The organism is Cupriavidus sp. FW305-26, assembly GCF_058787975.1.
In genome coordinates, this window is the sequence record NZ_JBYTAH010000047.1 from 1 (window position 1) to 23,761 (window position 23,761).

A 23,761-nucleotide genomic window follows, 5' to 3' on the forward strand; every position below is an offset into this window, starting at 1 on the left:
TGGCACGACCGTTCGATACCCCGTCATGCCGATGCGGCCACGATTATCGCCGATGTCAAGCGCTGGCAGCGTGGGGATACAGCGCCCTGTTTAGAATGCGCTTCGCTGTGTCAGCCTCGGACGCAGACGCTTCCCCTTCGTCGGTGCCGAGAGCGGAGATGAGCGAGCCCCCACAACGTTAAACCGCGTCTACTTCGCCCGGCGCACGACAGAGGTGCCATATCAAGCACATAGACGTGGCCGTGTAAGAGCACCCCTGCTGATGGAATTCAAGCGAATGTGCCGGAACGTGATCAAGGAAGCACGAATCGCCCGGCGTCGCTTTCGCGGAACGGCGCCGGCCGGTCCCCTTGAAATTTGGCTGCCCAATTACTATTTTATTTTCGCTCAGGCAGTCGCGACCATTGCGCGCTGCGTGTTTCTGTTTGTTTGCCAGCAGCTTGGCAGGTGGATGGGAGCGCGTATGCCCCTTCGCCTCCTTGCTGCATCGAAGGAGGATACGACCATGAGCGATCTTTTCTTTGGAACCGACCTCTTCAGCGAACTCGACCGCATGCAAAGGCAGATGGCGAGTTTGTTCGGCGGCTTCCCATCCAGCATCCGCTCCGGCCGCTTCGGGGCATTTCCGCCCGTCAATATCGGCGCCACGGACGATTCCATCGAGATTGTCGCGTTCGCACCCGGGCTCAAGCCAGACCAGTTCGAGGTGTCGATCGACAAGGGCTTGCTGACCATCAGCGGCCAGCGTGAAGCGGCGCAAGCTGCGGACGATCCCGAGGTCCGGCTGTATGCGCAAGAGCGATTCACCGGCACGTTCCGACGTGTGGTCGAATTGCCGCAGAGCGCTGACCCCGACAAAGTCCAGGCGCGTTATGCCAACGGCTGCTTGTCTATCAGTGTTGGCAAGCGCGCAGCCTCAAAGCCCCGGGCGATCACGGTCCAGTAACGCCAGGAGAAAGCCATGAACGACACTACCGAAATGGTGGAACGCAACCAGAACGCGGTGGCAAAGAGCCAGGAGGACAGGTCGTCGCCGACGATGACGCTGCTCCCCGCGGTTGACATTGTGGAGGACGCCAATGGCGTCACCCTCTGGGCCGACCTTCCGGGCGTGACCAAGGACAAGCTCGAGGTGAATGTCCACGACGGCAACCTCCATATCGAGGCGGAAGCGGTCGTGCCAACCCCCTCCGGATTGCGGGTCCAGCACGCGGAAATTCGCCAGCCGCACTTCGCACGCGCCTTCTCGTTGAGTGCCGATCTTGACGCGTCGAAGATCGAGGCGAACCTGCAGGACGGCGTGCTCAAGCTGACCATCCCGCGTCGCGACGAAGCGCGTCCGCGCCGCATTGCAGTCAACGTGGCGTGAGTTGCCGCCGCCGGGTACCGGTGTTGTCTGCAAGGGCGCCACCGCAGTACCCGCGGAAATGGGCTGGACATACGTCGGTGAGGACAAGATGAAAACAGACCTGGGCAAATGGAACCCATTCAAGTTCCTACGCAAATCGACAGAGGATAGGCAGCCGACGGGCGAGTCGTCGAACGTTCCCGCGCCAAGGCACTGGACACCGGACTGGCCCGACGTTTCACGGCTGTTTTCAAGCGATCCCCTGCGTGCGATGGGCGAGTTTCTGCATGAACCCTTCGCGGGCTTCGGCGGCCTGGATCGATGGTTCGGTGACTTCAGTTCGTCGCGCTTCCAACCTCGCATCGATGTAGTCGATGATGGCACGGCGCTGAGGATCACGGCGGAGCTGCCCGGCATGGATCGCGAGGACCTGCAGACCACCATCGAAGATGGCGCCCTGGTATTGCGAGGTGAGAAGAAGCAGGACATTCGGAGCGAGGAAAACGGCTGCTACCGCCTGGAGCGGGCATACGGCGCCTTCATGCGAAGTATCCCGCTGCCCGATGGCGTCGACCTCGATCACATCGATGCGAAGTTCGACAGAGGCGTATTGACGCTGCGTCTACCCAAGACCGGCTCGTCGCAATCTGCGGTGAAGAAGATCGAGGTGAAGTGAGCGGAAGATGGCGAGCTGCGTCAAGGGCATAGACTCGCGTGAGTCTGCTGCGCTCAGCTGGGAGATTCCAGCTGGCCATGCAAGGTAGCGCGTCCGAGGCCCTTTCTGGCATAGGCGGCGCTCGGAGCGCGCGGTGCTGGCTTGCAACTGCAGCGAATCCACGTGCGACGCTGAGGTCTTGAAATCGCCGGACTGGCCTCTATTTGCGCGGTGAACACTTCCAGAGATGGAGACTTCGATGGAATTCGATTCTGAGTGGGTGACGCTAGGCAGGCATCGGGTGCGGCTCAAGTGCACGCGCGGCTTTCCTACCGAGCGGACGCGGCGCGTAGCGGAGTTGGTCACAGTCGCGATCGATAACAACCTCAGCGCGCGGGCCCGTTTGGTCGACGTCACGGCGCAAGGCGATGCTTACGTGATCAGCATCGGCACGACGTTCGAAAAGGACAGAGTGGCGGCCCCCCACCTGGAAGTGGCACTGGCCACCATGTTCGGCTTGGCGCCCGAGCAGATCACGATTGACGTTGTCGTCGTCAGTCAGGCAGAGGTGGATGTGCATTTTGGCGTATATGAGCGGATGCTGGCAGAGAAGCTCGGCACCGTGCCGGCCATTCAGTGAAGCGCCAGGATCGGTTCCTGGCCAATAATGCTTGTGGTTTGAATCCAGACGCCGGCGTTGACACGTGAATGTCCTGAACGGCGGCCCGGACACGACCCGATCGGCCGGACAAACTCATGATCACAGTGATCGGACGAGGAGCAAGGCTATGAACATCCGTCCACTACACGATCGCGTCATCGTCAAACGCTTGGACGCAGAACACAAGACGGCCAGCGGTATTGTCATTCCCGATACCGCCGCCGAAAAGCCGGACCAGGGCGAAGTCCTGGCTGTCGGCCCCGGCAAGCGCCTGAGCGATGGCCATGTCAGCGCGCCGAGCGTGAAGATTGGCGAGCGCGTGCTATTTGGCAAGTATGCGGGCACCACCGTCAAGCTTGAAGGCGAGGAGGTGCTGGTTATGCGTGACGAGGATATTCTGTGCGTCGTCGAATAGAGGAAGGAACAGAAGGTTAGCGTCTCGCGAGGAGTCTCATCATGGCAGCCAAGGAGATCCAATTTCAGGAGTCCGCGCGCCGCCGCATCGTGGCGGGAGTCAACCTGCTGGCCAACGCGGTCAAGGTCACGCTCGGCCCCAAGGGGCGCAATGTGGTCCTCGAGCGATCGTTCGGGCCGCCGCTGATCACCAAGGATGGGATATCGGTCGCCAAGGAAATCGAGTTGCGCGACAAGTTCGAGAACATGGGGGCCCAGTTGGTCAAGCAGGTTGCGGCCAAGACATCCGACGTGGCCGGTGACGGCACCACGACCGCCACCGTGCTGGCCCAGGCGATGGTTCAGGAGGGCATGAAGGACGTGGTGGCGGGCCTGAATCCGATCGATCTGAAGCGCGGCATGGACCTGGCCGTGAGCGCGGTCGTCGAGGCGCTGCGTAAGCTGAGCCGGCCCTGCACTACGAGCAAGGAGATCGGCCAGATCGGCGCGATCTCCGCCAACGCTGATGAGACGATCGGCAAGATCATCGCTGACGCGATGGCCAAGGTCGGCAAGGACGGGGCCATCACGATTGAAGACGGCAAGTCGCTGGAGAGCGAGCTGGAGGTGGTCGAAGGCATGCAGTTCGATCGCGGTTATCTGGCCTCTTACTTCATCAACCAGCCCGAGAAGCAATCCGTCATGCTCGAAGAGCCGTATATCCTGCTGCATGACAAGAAGATATCGGCGATTCACGATCTGCTGCCGGTGCTCGAGGCCGTGGCCAAGACCGGCAAGCCGTTGCTCGTCGTGGCCGAAGACGTGGAAGGCGAGGCACTTGCGACCCTGGTCGTCAACTCGCTGCGCGGCACCTTCAAGGCCGCCGCGGTGAAGGCTCCGGGCTTCGGCGACCGGCGCAAGGCCATGCTGGAAGACATTGCCATCCTGACCGGTGGCACGCTGATCGAGGAACAGACGGGCAAGCAACTCAAGAATGTCGTGCTGGAGGATCTGGGGCATGCCAAACGCGTCGAAATTGAGAAGGAGAACACGACCCTCGTCGGCGGCGCGGGCGAACCCGCAGCAATCGAGGCCCGCATCAAGGCCATACGGCGGCAGATCGACGAGGCCACCAGCGACTACGACAAGGAGAAGTTGCAGGAGCGGGTCGCCAAGCTGGCCGGTGGCGTAGCGGTGATCCGGGTTGGCGCCGCCACTGAGGTGGAAATGAAGGAGAAGAAGGCGCGCGTCGAAGACGCTCTGCACGCCACGCGGGCCGCGATCGAGGAAGGCATCGTTGCGGGCGGCGGCGTCGCGCTGCTGCGCGCCCGCGCCCAGCTTGCGCCGCTCCAGGGCGCCAACGCCGATCAGGAAGCCGGCATCCGAATCGTGCTGCGTGCCCTGGACGAGCCGCTGCGGCAGATCGCCGCCAATGCCGGCGAGGAAGCATCGGTGGTGCTTAGCCGGGTACTCGGACATGACGGCAACTTCGGCTGGAATGCGGCCACCGGTGAATACGGCGACCTGTTCGAGATGGGCGTGATTGACCCAACCAAGGTGACCCGTACCGCACTACAGAACGCGGCATCAGTCGCCGGACTGATTCTGACCACGGACGCGACCGTGGCAGAGATGCCGAAAGACCACGGCAAAGCCGCCGCGGTGTCATCGGAGCTGGAGTATTGACGAGACACGCAAGGCGTGCGGCGAGTCCCATACGGCTGTGGATTTACAGGGAGTTTCCTACCAGGAAGCGCCAGGCGCTTGGACATCATGAGCAAGATCATCGGGATTGACCTCGGCACCACGAATTCGTGTGTGGCGCTGATGGAAGGCAACCAGGTCAAAGTGATTGAGAACGCCGAAGGCTCGCGCACGACCCCTTCGATCGTCGCCTATATGAATGACGGCGAAATCCTCGTCGGCGCACCCGCCAAGCGGCAGGCCGTCACGAATCCAAAGAACACGCTGTTTGCCGTCAAGCGGTTGATCGGCCGCCGCTACGAGGAAAAGGAAGTGCAGAAGGACATTGGCCTGATGCCCTTCACGATCTTGAAGGCCGACAACGGCGACGCATGGGTCGAAGCGCAAGGCCAGAAGCTCGCCCCGCCGCAGGTCTCGGCTGAGGTGCTGCGCAAGATGAAGAAGACCGCCGAAGACTATCTCGGCGAGCCCGTCACCGAAGCCGTCATCACGGTGCCCGCCTACTTCAACGACAGCCAGCGCCAGGCGACGAAGGATGCTGGCCGCATCGCCGGCCTCGACGTCAAGCGGATCATCAACGAGCCGACCGCGGCGGCGCTCGCGTTCGGCCTGGACAAGAGGGAAAGCCGCGACCGCAAGATCGCCGTGTTTGACCTGGGCGGCGGCACCTTCGACATTTCCATCATCGAGATCGCTGACGTGCAAGGCGAGAAGCAGTTCGAAGTGCTGTCGACGAACGGTGATACCTTCCTGGGCGGCGAAGACTTCGACCAGCGCATCATCGACTACATCATCGGCGAGTTCAAGAAAGACCAAGGGGTCGACTGCTGGCGCTGCAACGCCTGAAGGAAGCCGCGGAGAAGGCCAAGATCGAGCTCTCGTCGAGCCAGCAGACGGAAATCAGCCTGCCGTACATCACGGCCGACGCCAGCGGGCCGCGGCATTTGAACCTGAAGCTCACACGTGCCAAGCTCGAAGCTCTGGTCGAAGACCTGATCGAGCGCACGATGGAGCCGTGCCGCATCGCGATCAAGGATGCCGGTATCGCGGTCGAAAAGATCGACGACGTGATTCTGGTGGGCGGCATGACCCGCATGCCCAGGGTGCAGGAGAAGGTCAAAGCGTTCTTCGGCCGCGAGCCGCGCAAGGACGTCAACCCCGACGAGGCGGTGGCAGTGGGTGCGGCGATCCAGGGCGCGGTGCTCGCCGGTGATCGCAAGGACGTGCTGCTGCTTGACGTCACCCCGCTTTCGCTGGGGATCGAGACCCTAGGTGGCGTGATGAGCAAGATGATCACCAAAAACACCACCATCCCGACCAAGTTTTCTCAGATCTTTTCTACCGCCGACGACAACCAGGCGGCAGTGACCATCAAGGTCTACCAAGGCGAACGTGAGATTGTTACGGGCAATAAGATGCTGGGCGAGTTCAACTTGGAGGGCATTGCACCGGCGCCGCGCGGCATGCCGCAGATCGAGGTGACGTTCGACATCGACGCCAACGGCATCCTGCACGTGTCGGGGAAGGACAAGGCTACTGGCAAGGAGAACCGGATCACCATCAAAGCCAACTCCGGCCTGTCTGAAGGCGAGATCCAGCACATGGTGAAGGACGCCGAGGCTCATGCTGACGAAGACCGTCGACAGCGGGAGTTGGTCGATGCGCGCAACCACGGCGACGCGCTGGCACACAGTTCGCGCAAGGCTCTGACCGAATACGGCGAGAAGCTGGACGCGGACGAGAAGGAAAAGATCGAATCCGCAATCAAGGACCTTGAGGCGGCACTGAAGACCTCCGACAAGGCCGAAATCGAGGCCAGGGCGCAGACCCTGGCCACGGCCTCGCTGAAACTCGGTGAAAAGGTCTATGCGGACGTTCAGGCTCAGCCGGACACTGGCTCCGATCGCGCGGCGGACGCGAAAGAGGCGAGCGCTGAGAAGCCAGGGGCTTGTCAAACCGGTTAGCAACGACTGACGCCTTCGCATAGAACCGAAGACCAATCCCTACGGCTGTCATAACGTACCGAAAATATACCGGTCCTGCTTTCTGCAACTGCCATCTGTGAGATGTCTTCAGGGAGTTTTCCCCGTGCGCAATTTATGTACCGTCAGGAAACCGCACATCAGTGGTTTTCTACGGCCAACAGATCATCGACGATGCGGCTGACACCGACTTGTAATCCGGTTCTCCTGCCAGACCTCTTAGAGGAGGATATGATGAACACCGACCCGAAAAAGTGGAATCTCTTCAAGTTCCTTCGCGGGGCGGCCCGCAAGTCCGATGGGGACAGCCCGGAAAGCCCGCCGGCGAGCGAACAATGGCGTGCCTCTCGGCCTGACATTCCGCGACTGTTCTCACGCGAACCGTGGCGCGCAGTGGAGGAGTTCTTTCATGACCCGTTTGCGGGCCGTGGTGCACTCGAGCGATGGTTTGGCGACTTCAGTTCATCGCGCTTCCAGCCGCGCATCGACGTGGTCGACGAAGGCCAGGTGCTGCGCGTGACCGCCGAATTGCCAGGGATGGAGCGCGAGGACCTGAATGTGAGCGTCGAGGACGGGGCGATCGTGCTGCGCGGCGAGAAAAAGCAGGACGTGCGCAGCGAGGAGGATGGCTGCTACCGGCTAGAGCGCGCCTATGGAAGCTTCGTGCGCACGATTCCCATGCCGGAAAACGCCGACCCCGATCACACCCTGGCAAAGTTTGACAATGGTGTGCTCACGTTGACCGTGCCGAAATCGGAGCCGGCGCGATCCGCGCGTCGCACGATCGATATTGGCTAGGGCAAGCAGGCAAGAAATGTGTCTTGGTGGCGGGCGGATATCGTGCGGGCCGGCCATTAGCTCAACTGGTAGAGCAGTGGACTGTTGATCCGTTGGTCGCTGGTTCGACTCACGACCTACCGGATCAGGCCACTAGCGCCGCGGCCGGTCCAGTGGCGCCGGTCGGCGTGGTCGAGATTCCTGAGCCGCTGCTCACAACGATAGTGGCCGGCCACGAAGATTGTCGCAATCGCCCGCGCAAACAACCGCACCACCATTGCCCCCATCACGCAAGCTCCTTCGCCTCGGCCCCGGCGCAGCGCGTGACCCGACGAGACGCGAGGATTGCCTGATACCATGGTCAACGCCGTCAGAGCTGGAGCAGTCGAAGGACACGACGACCGGTCAGCATCGCGTAGAACAGTAACGCTCTCGTGCCCGCAAGTGACCTAATGCCTTTCATCAATCTCGCCGACAGGTGATCACCGGGCCGCATTCAGCCCCCGCCTGTCTCCGGCTCCCTGAGCCTCACCGGGAAATGGATTTCGAAGCTTGTGCCGCGCCCTTTATGCGATTCGAAAAGGATGACGCCCTCAAGCGTCCGGCAGAGTTCCTTCACGATTGCCAGTCCCAGTCCGGTGCCCGGGATGTCTCCCTCTGCCGCCCGCTCAAATTCGTTGAACACGCGTGCCTGGTCAGATGGCGCGATGCCCACGCCCGTATCCGACACCCGCAGATACCAGTGATCCGCGTCCACCCAGCCCACCGTCAGGCGAACCTCGCCCGCGGGCGTATACTTCAGGGCGTTCGACAGCAGATTCGTCGCCACCTGCTTAAGCCGGAGCCGGTGCGAGCGAACGGAACTCAACCCGGGATCACGCTCGGCTTCGAGCCGCAAGCCTTTGGCTTCAACCAGCGGACGTGAAGTCGCCAACAGTTCGTCGAATAGCTCGCCCAGGTCAACCGTCTCGGGGAGGACAGGTGAGACGTCGCCGAGGACGACTGAATACTCCACCATCTGGTCGACCAGTTGCTTCATGTCGGCAGCCTGCCGGCTCGCCAATGCAACGCCGGTTTCCGTTTTTGCCGGCGCTCGGGAGATCAGTTGCAGCACAATTGAGAACGCGTTCAGGAAATTGCGCAGGTCGTGGACGACGCTGCGCGTGATCTGCATGCGCGATTCGTGCAGCTCGCTTACCAGCCGCTGCCTGAGTTCGAGATCATGATTGGCGCGCTCGAGACGGGCGGTATATTGGTCGATCTTGCGCTCTCGCTCGGACACGACCTCCCGGATCGAAGTCAGCGTCACGAAACTGCGCGCCTCATCGATCAGGCGACGCGCGCGGGCTTCGTATTGCCGGCTGAAGCTCGGGACCGACTGCGCATATTCGTCGAGCGCGTCATCCAGCACCTGACCGAACAGGTCCAGCTCACGCACCAGTTCCACGATTTGGTATCCCTGGCGCCAGCGAACATTGCCGTGCTGACGCGCATCCCGTCCGATTGCCGGCTCGGCCTGGTCGAGATCTTCCGCCTCGAGCGCCACGCAGATGCCGTCGAAAATCTGGGGCAGATGGTCAGCGAGCTGTTCGTACGTCAGCCGGTCAGCCTCCGTCAGGATGTCGTCCGCAGATACCGCGCGCATCCACCGCTCAGTCAGGGCGGTTCGGCGCTGCTGGAGAAAGGCGGCAAAGCCGCGAAGCGGCGCCGGTTGCAGGTCGGGCATGATCAGATTGGGTCGGCAAATGGGAAACGAGGGTTGGCCCGGACGGATTGCCGCGAGACCAGAGAGGAGGCGGCATGACTTGATTATCCGTCAGACCGGCCCTCTGGAACGGGACTCACGTGATGCACGGCCAATCTACACAGTATCAAGCTCAGACTCGCCGTGGAACCTAGTGACCCCGAGCAATAGCGCCCCGGCCAGCATCAGACCCGGCGTACCCACGTCCAATCCCGACATGTGCTCAGGTGTCAGCAGTTGGTCCTCCGTTCGGTACCGCCACTTGCTCGCCTGTGTCGTTTCTGGCCAGTCCCACTCATGGGTTACAGCCCGACCTCTTCGAGCCTGGCTTTGAGAAAGGCATCGGCATGATCCAGCCAGCTTCGCACTTCGCCTTCCGGTGTGTTCAGCAAGCGCGCAATGTTGTTCACTGGAACGTCATCTACGCGTGCTAGCAGCACAGTTCGACGCCACTGGTTAGGCAGCTGCGATAGCAACTTGCCGACGATCTCGTGCAATTCGTTCCGGGCGGCTAGCGCGTCAGGGCTAATGGCAGCGTCAGGCACCACGTCTTCCATGCGCAGCAACTCATCCGGTTGCCAGTACTCGAACACCGCGTCATCAATCTCATCTTGAGGGCGTGCCGGCAGATCCGTGGCCTTGGCCTCGAGCGAGACCCAGCGGCCTTCTTCGCTGCGCCGCCGCGCAACCTCAGCTTCCAGCACGGCCAGCGCGAGCCCATGCAGTTCATGCTCGCTCAGTACCACCTGCGGGGCCTGGTTCAGTCGCTCGAGGGCGCGAGTGAGTGTCTCATCGACCACATCGTCCAAGGCCGGGTCTGCTTCTGCCAAGTCGCCGCGCGCCCGCAGATAGGACAGCTCGCGCTGCGCGAAGCGTCGGAGTGGCGACAGCAGTGCCCGAACCTGTTCGTCGAAACGTGCCGATTCCGCCGGGGTCGCCGCCGCGGTGGCGGCCTTCAGTCGTCGCAGCCCCTCACGGCGCTGCTTGCGCCGCCAAGTATCCTCCCGGCGCAGGCGTGCGAGGTGGCGCTCGATCTGGCGCTCAAGGTCGACAAACGACGCCCTCAGCGCGCTTCGGATCGACTTCCCGTCTTCTGTGCTAACTAACGTGCCACGCGGCAGCGCCAGCCGCAGCCTGACATGATAGGAGGGGTGGGCGGCGTCCATCGCTAGATCGGCGCGCAGCAGCACCCGTTCCGCCAAGAACCGTTTGAGATGACGCTTGAGATAGTGCGCAGCAGACTCAGTGAGCATCTGCTCGCACCGCGCGTGCGAGGCCTCGGCGATGTTTTGGTATCTCACCAGCAGTTTCACGACATCCCCGCAATGTGTTTGATCCACGTGGTCGTATGTCGGGTGCCCTGGCTGGCTAACGCGCCCTGAATTGAACGCAGTCGGCTGCAATAGCCAATCGCGCCGCGGGACGATTGCTGCCAACATCCAACTCCTCTTCACGAAGGGCCTCGCCAGCACGCTTGCGGCCGCATTCCCCGGGGGCCCAGTTGGTGTTGTGCTGAAGTTGCCCGCTTCGGCTGGCCTGAGCCAAAACACCAAGGACAAACTCTTGCATGCTCCACCTGGCACCACGCCGTTTAACCAAAACTCGCAAGTGGGTGTGCCGGTTCAGGCGCACGCAACCAATCCGATCCCCAATGCACGGCCGTTACAGGGCGAAACGGAAATGCCCACTGTGCAGCACGATATTGCGTGATCCAGTCAAGTCGAATAGGGTGCGTGCGACGCATTCAATATCATCGCGATGTCCCTGTAGGGCCTGTACCAGATCCTCTGGCCGATGCGAACGCGCCCCAACGTGATTCTCAAGCGCCTCCGCGGTAATGGCATAGCACGCGGGCGTTCCATCCACGCGAGCGGCGCATTCGAGGCTCAAGTCGGCAGCACGAAAACGCGGTTCGGTGCGAGGAAAGTCAATGTATTGCATCGCGATAACCAGGAGCGAAACCGAGGTTGCAAGCGAACACGGTCGCCGCGCCGATTTGTTGCCAGTGTAGGCAGATTCCGACGGACTACAAAGTCGCGAAGCACACGATTCGCGGCGCGGCTTTCTGGTTCATCAGCATTGCCGGCTATGCGGCCGGCGTCAGGCACCACGCACGGCCTATCGTTTGCGTTGATGGCCCCATGAGCTTGTCGGGCGCGCAATGCCCCCGACCGGCGGCTACCCTGAGCGGCCCGACGAATCGAAATCCGGCAGCTCGTCGTCCAGAATTTCGAACACCTCTTCCGCCTTGCGTCCCAAGCTGGACTCAGAGTTGCGCAACCTAGGTTCGTCGGCTCGCAACCATTGGTAGGCCCGCCGCACATCCTCAACGGTCGGCTCGATCTCCAGGATTCGTGCGATGACTTCGCCGTCAACGGGCCCCACAATCTCGCGGATCTCACTCGCGCTCGCCAATTGCGAATCGCTCTTGGTTGTAGGCATGGCAATATCTCCATGATGTGGCTGCGCGCCTTACCGAATCCACCCGTCCGCGGGTGTTGGTCACAGGAACGCTTGCGGCAAGCAATCGGAGGCCAAGCCTGGCTTCGCCTCCAACTCTTCCAGCTTAGCGCACCTGGCAAGCGGCGCCCGCCCACGCACGCTCCGTCGCAACGCCACTGGCCCGGCATGGGTATACGGTCAGGATTGCGCGATCCTGGCAGCGACTCCCTGGCGACCGTCTCCATACGAGGCCCGCGCTCACCCCGGCCATCACGGCCGGTAGCGTGGCGCGCGGCCACGCGCTTGCAGCGCGCCTGCGCTCTTGTAATATTAAGATAGGCGGTGCGCGCGAAGGCGGCCCGCCTCGCTTGCGCTTGGAGCCGGCATGATCCCCGTGCCGGCGGGCGTCGGTAGCATCGGATCGCCAAGAAGTGTCGCGTCGTGGCTGGATTTTCGCAGGCGTGGCAGTCGCCCTGTGCGGGGGTGGCTATGTCGCCTACGGCCTTGTTGCAAACGAAGTGCGCAATTCGCAATGGCAGGCGCACTATCTTGGTCGCTTCACCGGGCAGTTGAGCTTCGAGGTGCAGCCGGGCGCCAGCGACAGCATCCGCTTTCCCCATTCCGGCCCCTATGACGCGCGCCTGGGCTACGGCCGGATGCCGGGCTTCACCGAGCGGCTGACGCAACACGGCTACGTGCCAGCGGAGCAGGCGCGCATGTCGCCTGCGATGGTTCGGCTGATGGACTACGGCATCTTCCCCCCGTATCGAGAGAAGAGCCAGGCCGGCCTGGCGCTGCGCGACTGCAACGGCCTGACGATGGCGTTTGAACGCTATCCGCAGCGGCAGTATGACAACTTCGCGGCGGTGCCGCCGGTACTGGTCGGCGCGCTGCTGTTCGTGGAGAACCAGGGGCTGCTGAATCCGGAGTACCCGAACCTGAACCCGGCGCTCGACTGGAAACGCCTGTCACGGGCGGTGATGGACCAAGTGATCCGCCTGGCCGACAAGTCGCACGAATCGCCTGGCGGCAGCACGCTGGCCACGCAGACCGAGAAGTATCGGCATTCGCCGGAAGGTCGCACGCAGTCGATCGCGGAGAAGTTCCGGCAGATGGCCTCGGCCTCGCTCCGTGCCTACCTGGACGGGCCGGACACGCGTCGCGCGCGCGAACGCATCGTGGTCGACTATCTCAACACGGTGCCGCTGTCGGCACGAGTGGGCTTTGGCGAGGTCAACGGCATTGGCGATGCGCTGTGGGTCTGGTATGGCGAGGATTTCGCCGAGGCCAACCGGCTGATGACGCAGATGGACCCGAACGCGCCCACCGGCCGCGAGGCGCAGGCGTTCAAGCGCGCGCTGTCGCTGATCATCGCGCAGCGCCGGCCTTCCTACCACCTTGCGCCGCGACGACACCAACCTCGAGGCGCTGACTGGCAGCTACCTGCGCCTGCTGGCGACCAACCGCATCATCACGCCCACGTTGCGCGACGCCGCGCTGCGGCAGCCGCTGGCCAAGGCGGCGCCGCCACCCAAGCCTGAGCCGGAGCCCTTCGTCACGCGCAAGGCTGTCAACCGCGTGCGCGCGGACATCGGCTTGGTGACCGGCGTCGATAGCCGCTATGACATGGACCGGCTGGACCTGACCGCAGACAGCACCATCAATCGCGAGGCGCAGCGCATCGTCACCGATATCCTGCCGCGCATGCGCGACAAGGACGAGGCCCGCAAAATGGGCCTGTACGGCCAAAACCTGCTGCGCGATCAGGATGACCCGTCCAAGCTGACGGCCAGCTTCACGCTGTTCGAGCGCGTGGGCAATGCCAGTGTGGTGCGGGTGCAGGCCGACAATGTGGACCAGCCGTTCGACGTCAACAGCGGGGCGCGGTTCAACCTGGGGTCCACCGCCAAGCTGCGCACGCTGGTCACCTACCTGGAAATCATCACCGAGTTGCACGGCCGCTATGGCGGCATGAGCCGCGCCGAGCTGGCCGCCGTAAAGCTGGCGAAGCAGGATGCGCTCAGCCGCTGGGCGGTCGATTATCTGAGCCTGGCGCGTTCGCCGGCAGACCGCGAACTGACGCCGATGCTGGAAGCGGCCCTCGAGCGTAAGTATTCCGGCAACCCGGGCGAAGCCTTCTTTACCGGCGGGGGACGGCAGAGCTTCAGCAATTTCGAGCGCTGGGAAGGCGAGCGCATCATGACCGTGCGCGAAGGTTTCCAGCATTCGGTTAACCTGGTCTTCATCCGCCTGATGCGCGACATCGTCCGCCATGAGATGTTCCACGCCAAGCCCGACATGAGCGACATCTTCGAAGACCGGAACTCGCCCGAGCGCCGCGCTTACCTGGAGCGCTTTGCCGACCAGGAGGGCAGCGCTTACATGACCGGCTTCTACCAGCACTACCGCGGCAAGAATTCGGACCAGCGCCTGGCAACCCTGCTTGGCCGCGTGCGCATGAGCACGCCGCACTATTCCGCGGTGCGCCTGTCGGTGACGCTGCTGAGCGCGCGACCGGACCTGGATGAAGTGAGCTTTATCGGCATCATGCGCTCGCGGTTGACGGACAAGCAGCTCGCTGGCGAAGACCTGGCGGCGCTCTACCGCAAGTATGGCCACGACAAGTTCAACCTCAATGACCGCGGCTACCTGTCGCGCATCCATCCGCTGGAGTTGTGGATGGTGGAATACCTGGGCAACCATCCGGATGCGACGCTGGCGCAGATCCTGCGCGACAGCACCGCCGAGCGCCAGGAGGTGTACCGCTGGCTGTTCCGTTCGCACAGCAAGTCAGGCCAGGACAACCGCATCCGCACCCTACTGGAACAGGACGCCTTCCAGCGCATTGCGAAACGCTGGCAGCGCCTGGGCTACCCCTTCGATTCGCTGACCCCGTCGTATGCCACCGCCATCGGCGCCTCGGGCGACCGGCCCGCCGCGCTGGCGGAGTTGGCCGGCGTCCTCCTCAACGGCGGGGTGGCCACTCGGACGGCCACGGTGCGCAGCCCGGATTTTGCCGCCAACACGCCCTACGCCACGCGCTTTGTCCTGCAGCCGGCGCCGGGCAAGCGACTGCTGCCGACCGAAGTGGCATCCCTGGTGCGGCGCTCCATGCTGGAAGTGGTGGAGCGGGGCACGGCCAGGTCGATCCGGGGCGCGTTCGTGGTGCCCGGCAAGGGCGGCGCGCCGCTGCCGGTGGCCGGCAAGACCGGCACGGGCGACCAGCGCTTCCAAGTGTATGCCCCGGGCGGGCGGCTGATCGCGTCACGCTCCGTGACCCGCTCAGCCACCTTTGTTTTCGTCTTGGGTGAGCGCTTCTTCGGCACCGTCACCATCAGCGCGAGGGAGCCGTATGCGGCGAAGTACAGCTACACCAGCGCCCTGGCGGTGCGGCTGCTGCGCTACATGGCGCCGCAGGTGGCGGCCATGGTCGTGCCGGGCAGCGACCAGCCGCTGCTGCGTTGCCGCGACCGACTTCTAGAAGATCCGCTTGTCGGCGTTATGGCGCATTGACCGAAACGCGTACGAAATGTCACCGCTGCCTGGCCTTTCTGCCGGCTTGACGCGCCCGACAAGCCAAGAACCAGGATCCATCAACCCGGGCCGCTACGTGGCGCGCCCCATAATTCAAGGTACTCCGGACGGTAAGGCTTGGGGCAGAAATGATCGAAGCCCGCCTCACGGACTTCGCTTGGCATTTTGTCGCCGCGCCCGCCACTGAATGCGACGATCACGGCTCGCTGTGCCCAGGGTTGTGCACGCAGGCGCCGTGCAACCTCCAAACCAGTGATTCGTGGCATGTCCAAATCGAGCACAAGCAACTGCGGCTGAAAGAGCGCTGCAAGCCGCAGCATGGTCTCGCCGTCGTTGGACCACTGGGCGTCCCAGCCGGCTTGCCGCAACAGTTCACAGAGTGCGGAAGCACCGTTGGGATCGTCATCGAGAATCAGCGCACGTCGCAACACGAGTTCCAATTTCCAATTGGGCTTCTCATCTATTCATAGCGAACGGTTGCCGTGGATGCAACGGTGTCGTTGGGGCTTCCTGCGATGGACCCGATCTCGACCTAGATTTTCGATATGGCGTTCTGGCATGACTCTCAGCGCTCCGGCAGCCGTAACGGCCGGAACTTCCCTGACCCGTAGCCTGTTGCTTTGGCGCCACATATAATCGCCGGTCAGGTTAATGTGTTCCCATCCCAGCGGGGACAGGTGAGAAAACAAGGCTGGATCGATTGGCATGCCACGGCCCATCAGTGCCTGCACCGCACGTTCAAGATAGATGTATTCCAAGCCATGACTGAATTCGATAGCAAGGTCAAGGCCGATGACACGGCTGCCAGCGACGCGTCATGGCGCGCCAACTCGATCGGTATCTTGCCGGAATGGATCGCCCGCTGGAGAATGTGCACCGCTTCTCCGCGGTTCAGCACGTGCTGCATCTCATGGCGAAATGCGGTATTCGTAAAATAGTCGATCAGGAAGATCGTACGAAACAACCGTCCGAGATACATGCCAGCCTCATAGACTGGCTGTCCGCGCGCCGCCACCCCAAAGCGCGAAAGCGCCTGGACTGCAGTGCATTGCCCGCTTTGCACGGACGCCGCAATCCGCACCAACTCGTCCCAGGCATGCTCGATCAGAGCAAGCCGCACATCGGCATCCGTCACAGCGGAAAGTTCGGCCGGTACGTCATGATGCCGGGGCACGTGCAAACGACGGTCGCGAAGATGCGCAAGCCGTGGGCAAAGATCGAAGCCCAACATCCGTGACAGCCTCATCGCGAAATTGTAAAGCCGTGCGTGTCCACTGCAAGTTGCGCCACGTCTTCCGATCCGCTCTGGCGGATGACGCCCTCGATGGCCGCGCCGGCCTGCCGCTCATTGAGCAGGATCGGCTGGTCGTAGAAGATGCCCCAGCGGTCGCGGACATGCGTGTACATGCCTATCGATTTCGTGCGCCGGCGCGGATCGGCCCGTGCCCGCCAGACTGTGCGCGTGGTCTCCAGTGACATCATGTCCGACGACGCCAGATCGGCGCGCCCCCAGTGTTGGGCAATCGGATGCTGGTGCATGAAGGGGTGATCGTGCTTTCGGTGCAGATTGATACGCTGAGATGCGAATCTCCAATGCCACCAACGACCTACGGCCTAGGAAAAATGGCACTGCGGGACTTTCGCAAGTTATTGATATAGCGAAGCATTGTCCCGACAACCGTATCCATTTTCACGGAAAGGACTATTACCCCAGGATGCACTCAGCATTTGCGGTACCTCTTACTGGTTCTTCATCGCCTCGGCCAGCCGCGCAATGATCTCGCCCTCACTCTTGAAGGCCTTTTGCGCATAGGCAGCGTATTGCTCGGCATTCATGTAGTTGGTGACCATGCCGTACTGGCGCGTCACGTTCAGGAACTTTGGATCCTTGAGCGCTTTGTGGAAGGCCTCGTCAAGCCGCTTTACTACCGCGGGCTTCATGTTCGCCGGGCCGATGATGCCGAACGGCGAATTCGACCACACCGGATAGCCGATCTCCTTCAGCGTCGGCGCGTTAGGGAAATCCGCGGCGCGCTTTTCCGACAGCGTCGCCAGTACGCGCATCTGCCCGTTCTGCACATAGGGCAGCAACGTGTTCGACAACACGGCCACATCGGACGAGCCGCTCAGCAGCGCGGTAATGGCCTCGGCGTCGCCCTTGTATGGGACGTGGGTCCAGTTCGATTGCGATACCCGCGCCAGCTCTGAAATAGTCAGGTGCTGGCTGCCGTAGATGCCGGTGGTACCGTAGCTGATGCCTTTCTTGCTTGCCTTCGCATCGGCGATCAGCTCCTGCATGGTCTGCCACTTGGCGTCCTTTTTCACCGCCACGGCGAAGTTGTAGTCCGCGATCATCGAGATATACGTCAGATCCTTGAGCGGGTCATAGCGCATTTTCTGCACGTGCGGCAGGCGGAAGATCACCACGGGCGCCATGCTGAGCGTGTAGCCGTCCGGCTCGGCGGTCCCCATCTGCGTGGCGCCAAGCGTGCCACTGACACCGGGCTTGTTCTCCACAACGATCGCTTGGCCCAGTTCACGGCTGGCCGCGTCAGCCAATGCGCGCGTCACCTGGTCGGTAACGCCGCCCGCGCCATAAGGGACGATGAGCCGGATCGGGCGGGTCGGGAAGTCGTCGGCAGCCAGCGCTTGCGTACCAAGGGATGCAGTCAGCGACAGGCCGGTGGCGGCCAGCGCGACGCGGAAGAAGCGACGTCGTTGCATGAGGGTTGTCTCCTAATATGTCCGCCGGATCCGTCAGGTCCGGTCTGCGAGGTTGTCCGCGCAGTATGACAATGCCGTCAGGGGGCCGCTATCAGGGATCGGTGGATAACGCTGGCTTATCCACCGATTTCATCGCCCGCATGCGCAGGCTGCATGCTGAGGGCTGATGTGCCCTTCCGCCCTTCAGTTACATCTGAAGTTTCATGATAAACAGCACTCTTTTGGTGCTTGGATATCTAAACACATTGGGTGGGTAGCCACGCAAGCGCGAAGCTGGATTGGTCACCGCCGGGCCTAACATTGTCAGGCGATCCAGGAAGCGGTTCTGGCTCCAGGTCTGAAGGATGTGCGCGTGGCGATGGCGCGGTATTCGCGCGCGGCTTGTCCATGCGGGCACACAGCCGCCGGTAGAACGCGCCGAGCGCGGAGTAGCTTGTCGGGTAGCAAACCGGTCTCCCGGGCAAGGTGAGTAGCCCCGAGGAGTTGCACCCCGAGCCTCTCGTAGAACCGTACGTGACACTCGCGCCTCATACGGCTCCCGTTATCCAGCCGTACCTGCGGCCAATCCCCAGTGGATGAACCTCCATGGCTCGACCTCCTTCATCGTGCGTAGCCACTGCACGCTGCGTTGCTTTCGCCGCACGAGCGTCTTGTACTTGCGCCGGGCCCATCGCTGCAACCTACGGTCGATGTAACGGAACAAGCCGCGCATCGCCCGCCGATAGAAAGCGCCATAGTAGCTCCACCAACCTCGGATGACCGGATTGGCTTGCTCCGCAAACTCAGCCAACGTTGCTGGACTTCGGCACGACCACTGCCAGCCCCGCACCACTGCACGCATCCGCTTGAGCGCCTCGCTGCTTACCGCCGGCAGGAAACTTCTTCGGCACCGTCACCATCAGCGCGAGGGAGCCGTACGCGGCCAGGTACAGCGCTACCAGCGCGCTGGCGGTGCGGTTGCTGCGCTATATGGCACCATAGGTGGCGGCGATGGCCGCGCCCGGTAGCGAGCAGTCGCAACTGCGTTGTCGCCACTGACCGGAGGAAATCCGCGTGCCGCGTGCCACGCTGTCGGCACCGCCACCAGAAGCCGGTGGTGTCACGCACGTCGCCGGATAGCCATCGCCCAGCCCATCGGGTGGCCGTCGCCTCAAGCAACGATGAGGCCGACAAGCTTTGGTGGTCATTCCGGTGAATAAGCGCCTGCCAGCGCGGATAGCGTTGCGAAGGCCGCCCCGCGGGCGTCACTGGTGCGGTTTCTCAGCCACCCGGCTCAACCACCTTCCGCGGAGCGCAGGTCCGCTGCGCCGATCTCGACCAGCTCGGTGTGTCCGAATCCTCGCGTGTAATCGAGCAGGCTGGCGACAACTGGTACGATCATGACGAAGGCAGTTTGCATCGGCTCACCGGGTGGCGACATCCCATCCCGACGGGAGTTTCGAGCGCAGGCATTGCATCGCATGCGTGCTCTCGGGCGAATCGTCAGGCAGAACCCGTGCAACCCCGCCCATAGACAGCGCCCTGATTTCGCTCCAATCGTTGTAGGGCGCGCTAATGGTCAACGAGACCTTACCGCAATGCTGGATGTTTCTAACCTTCCTGCTTGCGCGCGCCGCGCCGACGTAAAGCGTCAGCCCATCGGACTATGGAGGGGAACGCTGACCGGCGAAGCGTGGCGCGTAGATGCCCATACCTCAACATAGCCGGTGCGCAAAGTGCTCACGAAGCAAAAGCGGCGCCGATTTGTCGCGCCCGTTTGACCTCGACGGTCGGCGTGGTTGGAGACGACCGGGGCATCGGCGCCGGAACCGTCCGCAAGGCCTTCGGCATGGCGGACGTCCTTGAGGATCAGGCTGCCGCCGCGCCGATTACTCGCACTGGCCTTACCTTGATGCAGATCAACCACGCGGCTCTACAAGAGAGGATGTTGAATATGAAGCGCGCTGGTCGATAGCGACTCCTATGTTCTCGCCCGACCAGGATTCACACGCGGCGGTCATAAGCGCCATTGCCGTTAAGGAGTCGCCGCCGCGGTGCCAGGAGTAGCACCATGGGAAAGCTTGACCCACCCACAGCACTCGTCCCTTGCGAGGTCTGCATGAAGGAAGTACCGAAGTCCGAGGCGATCGTCCCCGAGGCATGCGACTACGTCGCCTACTTCTGCGGGCTGGAGTGCTATGCGCAGTGGCGCCGCCAGCTCCCAGAGAAAGTCGCTCAGCAAGAGACTGCATCACCGCCCGTCGAGCCACCGGCATGAGAAAGTCCAGGGTGACTTCTGGACACTGTCCGCCCCCCTAGTCTAGCCGCAGGTAGGACTGCGTGCATGCCTCGGTTTCACCAAGACCCTCGAGGCTGACTATATGGCCTTCCGGTCGCTGGATTCAGACGGGTGCGCAAGCTGCACGCATCCACAAGATGTTGTGGAACGGATATAAGCACAGTGCGCTGGTTCTGGCGGAACCGCACCGTTGCTATTTCGACCGATCGCAGCCGTGCGGCCGGGAGCCATTGCAACACTGTTGTAGCGATTCACTCATAAGATCGTTCGCATAGCTGACGATGTTCGCCTGCGGGTAGCCGTCGTCGCGCAGAGTGGCCAAGGAGATATCTCGTCCACTCTCGGAGATCCAGTGCGGCTTTCGCGTTCGCCGGGGGAAATTCCCGAGGACATCGCCATTCGCACTGCGATCGCCGCCAGACGTCCTTCTTCTTAGGTAGTCATACCGAACTCCTTCGCGTCGCCGGGGTCAACGCCCCCACGGGCCAACGGCCCATTCACAGTACGGGCCTTTGCGCGCGCGGAATCGCTGATTGCAGCTGATTTGGGTAAGGTAAGCGTAAGTGACACCGCGTCAAGAATTTGCCGAAAAGTCGGTGTGGCGCCTGGACGGTCCCAAAATGGCGGATTGCCGAATTGCCCCCAAAGAAATCGAGGAGCGTGCCGAAGCCTAGTAAGAGTTGCCATTTGTGCTCTGGTCCCAAGCCTTTCTCCTTACGCCGCAGTGGTGGCACAAAGCACCCCGGGTCTCGCCGCACCACGAGAATGTCGCGGAGGTACCGACGTACGCCTCGGCATTGTCCTTGGCGCGCGAAGCGCGGGATGTCTCGAAAGGAAGTGGTACGGCTGCTCGTCTGGGCAACGCGCACGTTGGGCAAGCTGCTCTCCAGCCTCACGCGCGAGGATTTCCTGCTTTATGAGCAGTTTCTGGCCGCGCCGACGGCCGACTGGGCCGACCCGGCGCTGCCGCGCCGCGGGGGCGCGCGGCGGCTGTTCGAGGGGCCGCTGTCCGAGAGCAGCCGCCGTCAGGCGCTCGGTATCCTCTCAGGTCTGTTGGACTACCTTGTCGCGGCCGGCTACCTTGCGGCAATCCGCTTGCCCTGCGCCGCAGCCGCTCAAAGCGTGGCTCGCGCGCGCGACGCGTCGAGCGTTATCTCGATCATGCGCTGTGGCAGGTGGTGCTCGCGTCGATCGAGGGCTGGCCTCGAGGCACGCCGCGCGAGTGCCAGCATTACGAGCGCAGCCGCTGGGCGATGCGCTTTCTCTACCATACGGCGCTGCGCGCGAGCGAAGCCGCCCACGCGAAGGCAGCCGACTTCGTCCAGCGGCGGGGGCGCTGGTGGCTACACGTTGTCGGCAAGGGCGGCGCGGAGGGCGAGGTGCCCGTGAGCGACGCGTTGATGGCCGAGTTTGCTCGCTATCGCGCGTTCCACGGCCTGCTGCCGATGCCAGCGCCCGGTGAACTGAGCCCGGCCATCCTGAGCGTCGCCGGCGACGCTCAGCGGCACCTTACGCCGACGGCAGTCTATCTGATCGCGAAGGAAGTGTTCCGGCGGACGGCCGCCGTGTTGGAGGCGAGCGATCCGGTCGGCGCGGCGACGCTGGCGCGCGTGCCTCGACGCACTGGCTGCGCCATTCCGCGGCTTCGCACCAGGCCGACGCGGGTACCGATATCCGCTTTATTCAGAAGAACCCGCGGCATGCTTCGATTGAGACGACCGGCATCTACCTGCACGCCGAGGACGACCGGCGGCATGCGCACACCGTGGGCGAGCAACAAGCTCAACCACCCACCGCTCCCGCCCCGCCACAGTAGGCGCTTATTGGCCCTGGCCTTCGTGAAGCGCTCGGGCCATCGGCCTCGAATGGATCGACCCCCCCGGTTTCGGCGCGTAGACGCCGGCATACGCACCTACTAAAGCGCCTCGTTTGTGCGACTACCTACAGGCGTAGGCACCGGCGTTGCCCTAACGCGGCCTCATCGATCGCTCGCACCAAAGCTTGTGACGGAACCCATTGCCCCCCTTGCGCAATGAATCGCGCAGACGCGTCGACGACAGGTTGCTTGCTCTCATCCGCGGACGGGGCGAAGACGGGGGCAACGACCGACTCCGCGAGGGCAAATTGCTGCCTTTCGAATGCCCCTGGATCGAGGCGACCTTCGGCATCGAACGTGAGAATAGAAAACGTTGTTCGAACTACGCGCACTGGTTCTCTGGCCACGAGTTCGACGACCACATCGGCCATGCGTGCGCGTTGCCCGGCAAAAATGGATAAGCAGTGGTTGGCCGGCTCCCGCAGCATCCGCTGGAATTTGATGGTTGGCAGCTGCCAGAGAGTATCGTCACGGGCGATGAGAAAAACTTTCGGCCCCCCATGCGCGAATTTTGAGGTTCCACAATGTCCCGTCCCACTGGGAACGGCTCTCCCCGCACATCGTACACCGCGAGCATGACCGAGGACTTGTGTCGTCTCAGATCGATGGCGAGGGTCGGCCGGATTCGTGAAATTTTCGCCAATTATGGCTTAAGACATTGATCTGGAAGGGAAATTTTGTATCCGGTGTGCGCTCATCGAACGCTGCATCGCACTATCGAGCGCCACGGGCACTTCATGCTGATCGTCTCAACCGACCCTTCACTGTCTTTCGCTAACCAGAGGGCCAGATTCCGAATTACAGGCTACAGCGGTCATCCGAGTGTTCCTGCCGGCAGGTAACTGATCGGCCGCTCCATCATCGAAACGCTCCGGTCGACTAAGTAAAGCGGCGCCGCTGACCTCGTGGCTCATGCGCGCACTCTTTGGGCGCCGGGCTCTGCGAAAGATGCCGGTAACGCCCTCCACAGGGCCTTGACGGTGCGCTCGCGTACGTTCACCGAGGCGTTGCGGAGCACGCGTCGAAACGACTTCCCATCCTTGATAACTCTGCAGCGCCCCGCCGCGCGACCGCTGTGCGCTACCGGACACATCCGCAGTGACCCACTTTAGTCCCCCAAAAATCTTCTTGTCAGTATCTGATATGTCAGCTATTGTTAGGGCCAGCAAATAGCGGAGAGCCCCGATGGAACATTACAGGAAGGGAGACTTCCAGCTCACACACAGCGTTGGCTTCTACTTGAACCGCGCTCGCAACACGCTGCTGATGGAACTGGATGCGGCGTTGCAGGATCTGGAAATCAGCGGTCAGCAAATGGGAATCGTGCTATCCCTGGATCGTGGCGTAGCCGCCACCCCGTACGAACTGAGCAAGCTACTGGGCATCGATACCGGCCTGATGACCCGCATGCTCGACAAGCTCGAGGCCAAGGGTCTCTTGGCCCGCAGCCGCAGCACCAGCGACCGCCGCGTGGTTAATCTCACGCTGACCGAAAAAGGCCAGGCCGTGGCGGCGCAAATCCCGGAGATCGTGCCGCCGGTGCTGAATGTGCGGCTGAAGGATTTCACCCACGAGGAGTTCATCGAGTTCCGCCGACTCCTTATCAAATTCGCTGGCGCTTGACCGCGTCTTTTTTTCCTCAT

At 62.5% G+C, this 23,761-nt stretch carries 18 protein-coding genes and 4 pseudogenes; 13 read left to right on the forward strand and 9 right to left on the reverse strand.

Features of this window, described 5'->3' with window-relative positions:
- Positions 1-505: 505 nt before the first annotated feature.
- The 8 genes and pseudogenes from AC3WQZ_RS23125 (at position 506) to AC3WQZ_RS23160 (ending at position 7,541) form a co-directional block, all read left to right on the forward strand.
- On the forward strand, positions 506-946 hold the full coding sequence (locus AC3WQZ_RS23125; RefSeq protein ID WP_492301352.1) for an Hsp20/alpha crystallin family protein: 441 nt from the start codon (positions 506-508) through the stop codon (positions 944-946).
- A gap of 15 nt (positions 947-961) precedes the next feature.
- Positions 962-1,369: an Hsp20/alpha crystallin family protein gene (locus tag AC3WQZ_RS23130; protein WP_454749421.1), complete on the forward strand. Its 408-nt coding sequence runs from the start codon at positions 962-964 to the stop codon at positions 1,367-1,369.
- 88 nt (positions 1,370-1,457) lie between these two features.
- Positions 1,458-2,024 (forward strand): Hsp20/alpha crystallin family protein, encoded by a 567-nt coding sequence (locus tag AC3WQZ_RS23135; RefSeq protein WP_376992162.1) that lies wholly within the window; start codon positions 1,458-1,460, stop codon positions 2,022-2,024.
- 238 nt (positions 2,025-2,262) lie between these two features.
- Positions 2,263-2,643 (forward strand): hypothetical protein, encoded by a 381-nt coding sequence (locus AC3WQZ_RS23140; RefSeq protein WP_133092923.1) that lies wholly within the window; start codon positions 2,263-2,265, stop codon positions 2,641-2,643.
- A gap of 148 nt (positions 2,644-2,791) precedes the next feature.
- The gene (locus AC3WQZ_RS23145; protein WP_454749422.1) at positions 2,792-3,079 is read left to right on the forward strand and encodes a co-chaperone GroES; all 288 of its coding nucleotides are present in this window, start codon (positions 2,792-2,794) and stop codon (positions 3,077-3,079) included.
- A gap of 41 nt (positions 3,080-3,120) precedes the next feature.
- The gene (gene groL / locus AC3WQZ_RS23150) at positions 3,121-4,743 is read left to right on the forward strand and encodes a chaperonin GroEL (protein WP_454749423.1); all 1,623 of its coding nucleotides are present in this window, start codon (positions 3,121-3,123) and stop codon (positions 4,741-4,743) included.
- Between the two features lie 87 nt (positions 4,744-4,830).
- Positions 4,831-6,725 (forward strand): annotated as a pseudogene (dnaK, locus tag AC3WQZ_RS23155) (molecular chaperone DnaK).
- A 252-nt stretch (positions 6,726-6,977) separates the two neighbouring features.
- Entirely contained in the window at positions 6,978-7,541 is a 564-nt protein-coding gene (locus tag AC3WQZ_RS23160) for an Hsp20/alpha crystallin family protein (RefSeq protein ID WP_454749434.1), read from the forward strand.
- Between the two features lie 475 nt (positions 7,542-8,016).
- Here AC3WQZ_RS23160 and AC3WQZ_RS23165 read toward each other — a convergent pair whose 3' ends face one another.
- Together AC3WQZ_RS23165 and AC3WQZ_RS23170 are read right to left on the reverse strand one after the other, a co-directional pair.
- Positions 8,017-9,246 (reverse strand): sensor histidine kinase, encoded by a 1,230-nt coding sequence (locus AC3WQZ_RS23165; RefSeq protein WP_454749424.1) that lies wholly within the window; start codon positions 9,244-9,246, stop codon positions 8,017-8,019.
- A 320-nt stretch (positions 9,247-9,566) separates the two neighbouring features.
- Positions 9,567-10,577, reverse strand: a complete 1,011-nt coding sequence (locus AC3WQZ_RS23170) for a sigma factor-like helix-turn-helix DNA-binding protein (RefSeq protein ID WP_454749425.1) — start codon at positions 10,575-10,577, stop codon at positions 9,567-9,569.
- 70 nt (positions 10,578-10,647) lie between these two features.
- Here AC3WQZ_RS23170 and AC3WQZ_RS23175 point away from each other — a divergent pair, with 70 nt between their 5' ends.
- Positions 10,648-10,974: a hypothetical protein gene (locus AC3WQZ_RS23175; protein WP_454749436.1), complete on the forward strand. Its 327-nt coding sequence runs from the start codon at positions 10,648-10,650 to the stop codon at positions 10,972-10,974.
- Here AC3WQZ_RS23175 and AC3WQZ_RS23180 read toward each other — a convergent pair.
- Together AC3WQZ_RS23180 and AC3WQZ_RS23185 are read right to left on the reverse strand one after the other, a co-directional pair.
- A complete protein-coding gene (locus AC3WQZ_RS23180) occupies positions 10,927-11,205 on the reverse strand; it encodes a DUF1488 family protein (RefSeq protein WP_454749426.1) in 279 nt (92 codons plus the stop codon). The two genes, AC3WQZ_RS23175 and AC3WQZ_RS23180, sit on opposite strands and share 48 nt — an antisense overlap.
- 237 nt (positions 11,206-11,442) lie before the next feature.
- Positions 11,443-11,706 (reverse strand): hypothetical protein, encoded by a 264-nt coding sequence (locus AC3WQZ_RS23185; RefSeq protein WP_454749427.1) that lies wholly within the window; start codon positions 11,704-11,706, stop codon positions 11,443-11,445.
- Positions 11,707-12,137: 431 nt separating this feature from the next.
- On the opposite strand from AC3WQZ_RS23185, the pseudogene AC3WQZ_RS23190 reads away from it, so the two are divergent.
- Positions 12,138-15,219 (forward strand): annotated as a pseudogene (locus AC3WQZ_RS23190) (transglycosylase domain-containing protein).
- A gap of 80 nt (positions 15,220-15,299) precedes the next feature.
- Here the strand turns inward: AC3WQZ_RS23190 and AC3WQZ_RS23195 are convergent.
- The 5 genes and pseudogenes from AC3WQZ_RS23195 to AC3WQZ_RS23215 all read right to left on the reverse strand — a co-directional run bounded on the left by AC3WQZ_RS23195 (position 15,300) and on the right by AC3WQZ_RS23215 (position 19,363).
- Positions 15,300-15,671 (reverse strand): response regulator, encoded by a 372-nt coding sequence (locus AC3WQZ_RS23195; protein WP_454749435.1) that lies wholly within the window; start codon positions 15,669-15,671, stop codon positions 15,300-15,302.
- 147 nt (positions 15,672-15,818) lie between these two features.
- Positions 15,819-16,782, reverse strand: a pseudogene (locus AC3WQZ_RS23200) (Tn3 family transposase); the annotation flags it as partial.
- Positions 16,783-16,980: 198 nt separating this feature from the next.
- The gene (locus tag AC3WQZ_RS23205) at positions 16,981-17,964 is read right to left on the reverse strand and encodes a tripartite tricarboxylate transporter substrate binding protein (RefSeq protein WP_153956826.1); all 984 of its coding nucleotides are present in this window, start codon (positions 17,962-17,964) and stop codon (positions 16,981-16,983) included.
- Positions 17,965-18,505: 541 nt separating this feature from the next.
- On the reverse strand, positions 18,506-18,805 hold the full coding sequence (locus AC3WQZ_RS23210) for a group II intron maturase-specific domain-containing protein (protein ID WP_454749428.1): 300 nt from the start codon (positions 18,803-18,805) through the stop codon (positions 18,506-18,508).
- Positions 18,806-19,237: 432 nt separating this feature from the next.
- Positions 19,238-19,363, reverse strand: a complete 126-nt coding sequence (locus tag AC3WQZ_RS23215) for a hypothetical protein (RefSeq protein ID WP_454749429.1) — start codon at positions 19,361-19,363, stop codon at positions 19,238-19,240.
- A gap of 651 nt (positions 19,364-20,014) precedes the next feature.
- Between AC3WQZ_RS23215 and AC3WQZ_RS23220 the strand changes: the two genes are divergently transcribed.
- From AC3WQZ_RS23220 to AC3WQZ_RS23230, 3 genes and pseudogenes are all read left to right on the forward strand, one after another.
- On the forward strand, positions 20,015-20,221 hold the full coding sequence (locus tag AC3WQZ_RS23220; RefSeq protein WP_454749430.1) for a DUF3330 domain-containing protein: 207 nt from the start codon (positions 20,015-20,017) through the stop codon (positions 20,219-20,221).
- Between the two features lie 849 nt (positions 20,222-21,070).
- Positions 21,071-22,058: pseudogene (locus AC3WQZ_RS23225) on the forward strand (tyrosine-type recombinase/integrase); the annotation flags it as partial.
- Positions 22,059-23,303: 1,245 nt separating this feature from the next.
- Positions 23,304-23,741 carry a MarR family winged helix-turn-helix transcriptional regulator gene (locus tag AC3WQZ_RS23230; RefSeq protein ID WP_454749431.1) on the forward strand — a complete coding sequence of 146 codons (438 nt, stop codon included), beginning with the start codon at positions 23,304-23,306 and terminating at the stop codon, positions 23,739-23,741.
- Positions 23,742-23,761: the final 20 nt, after the last annotated feature.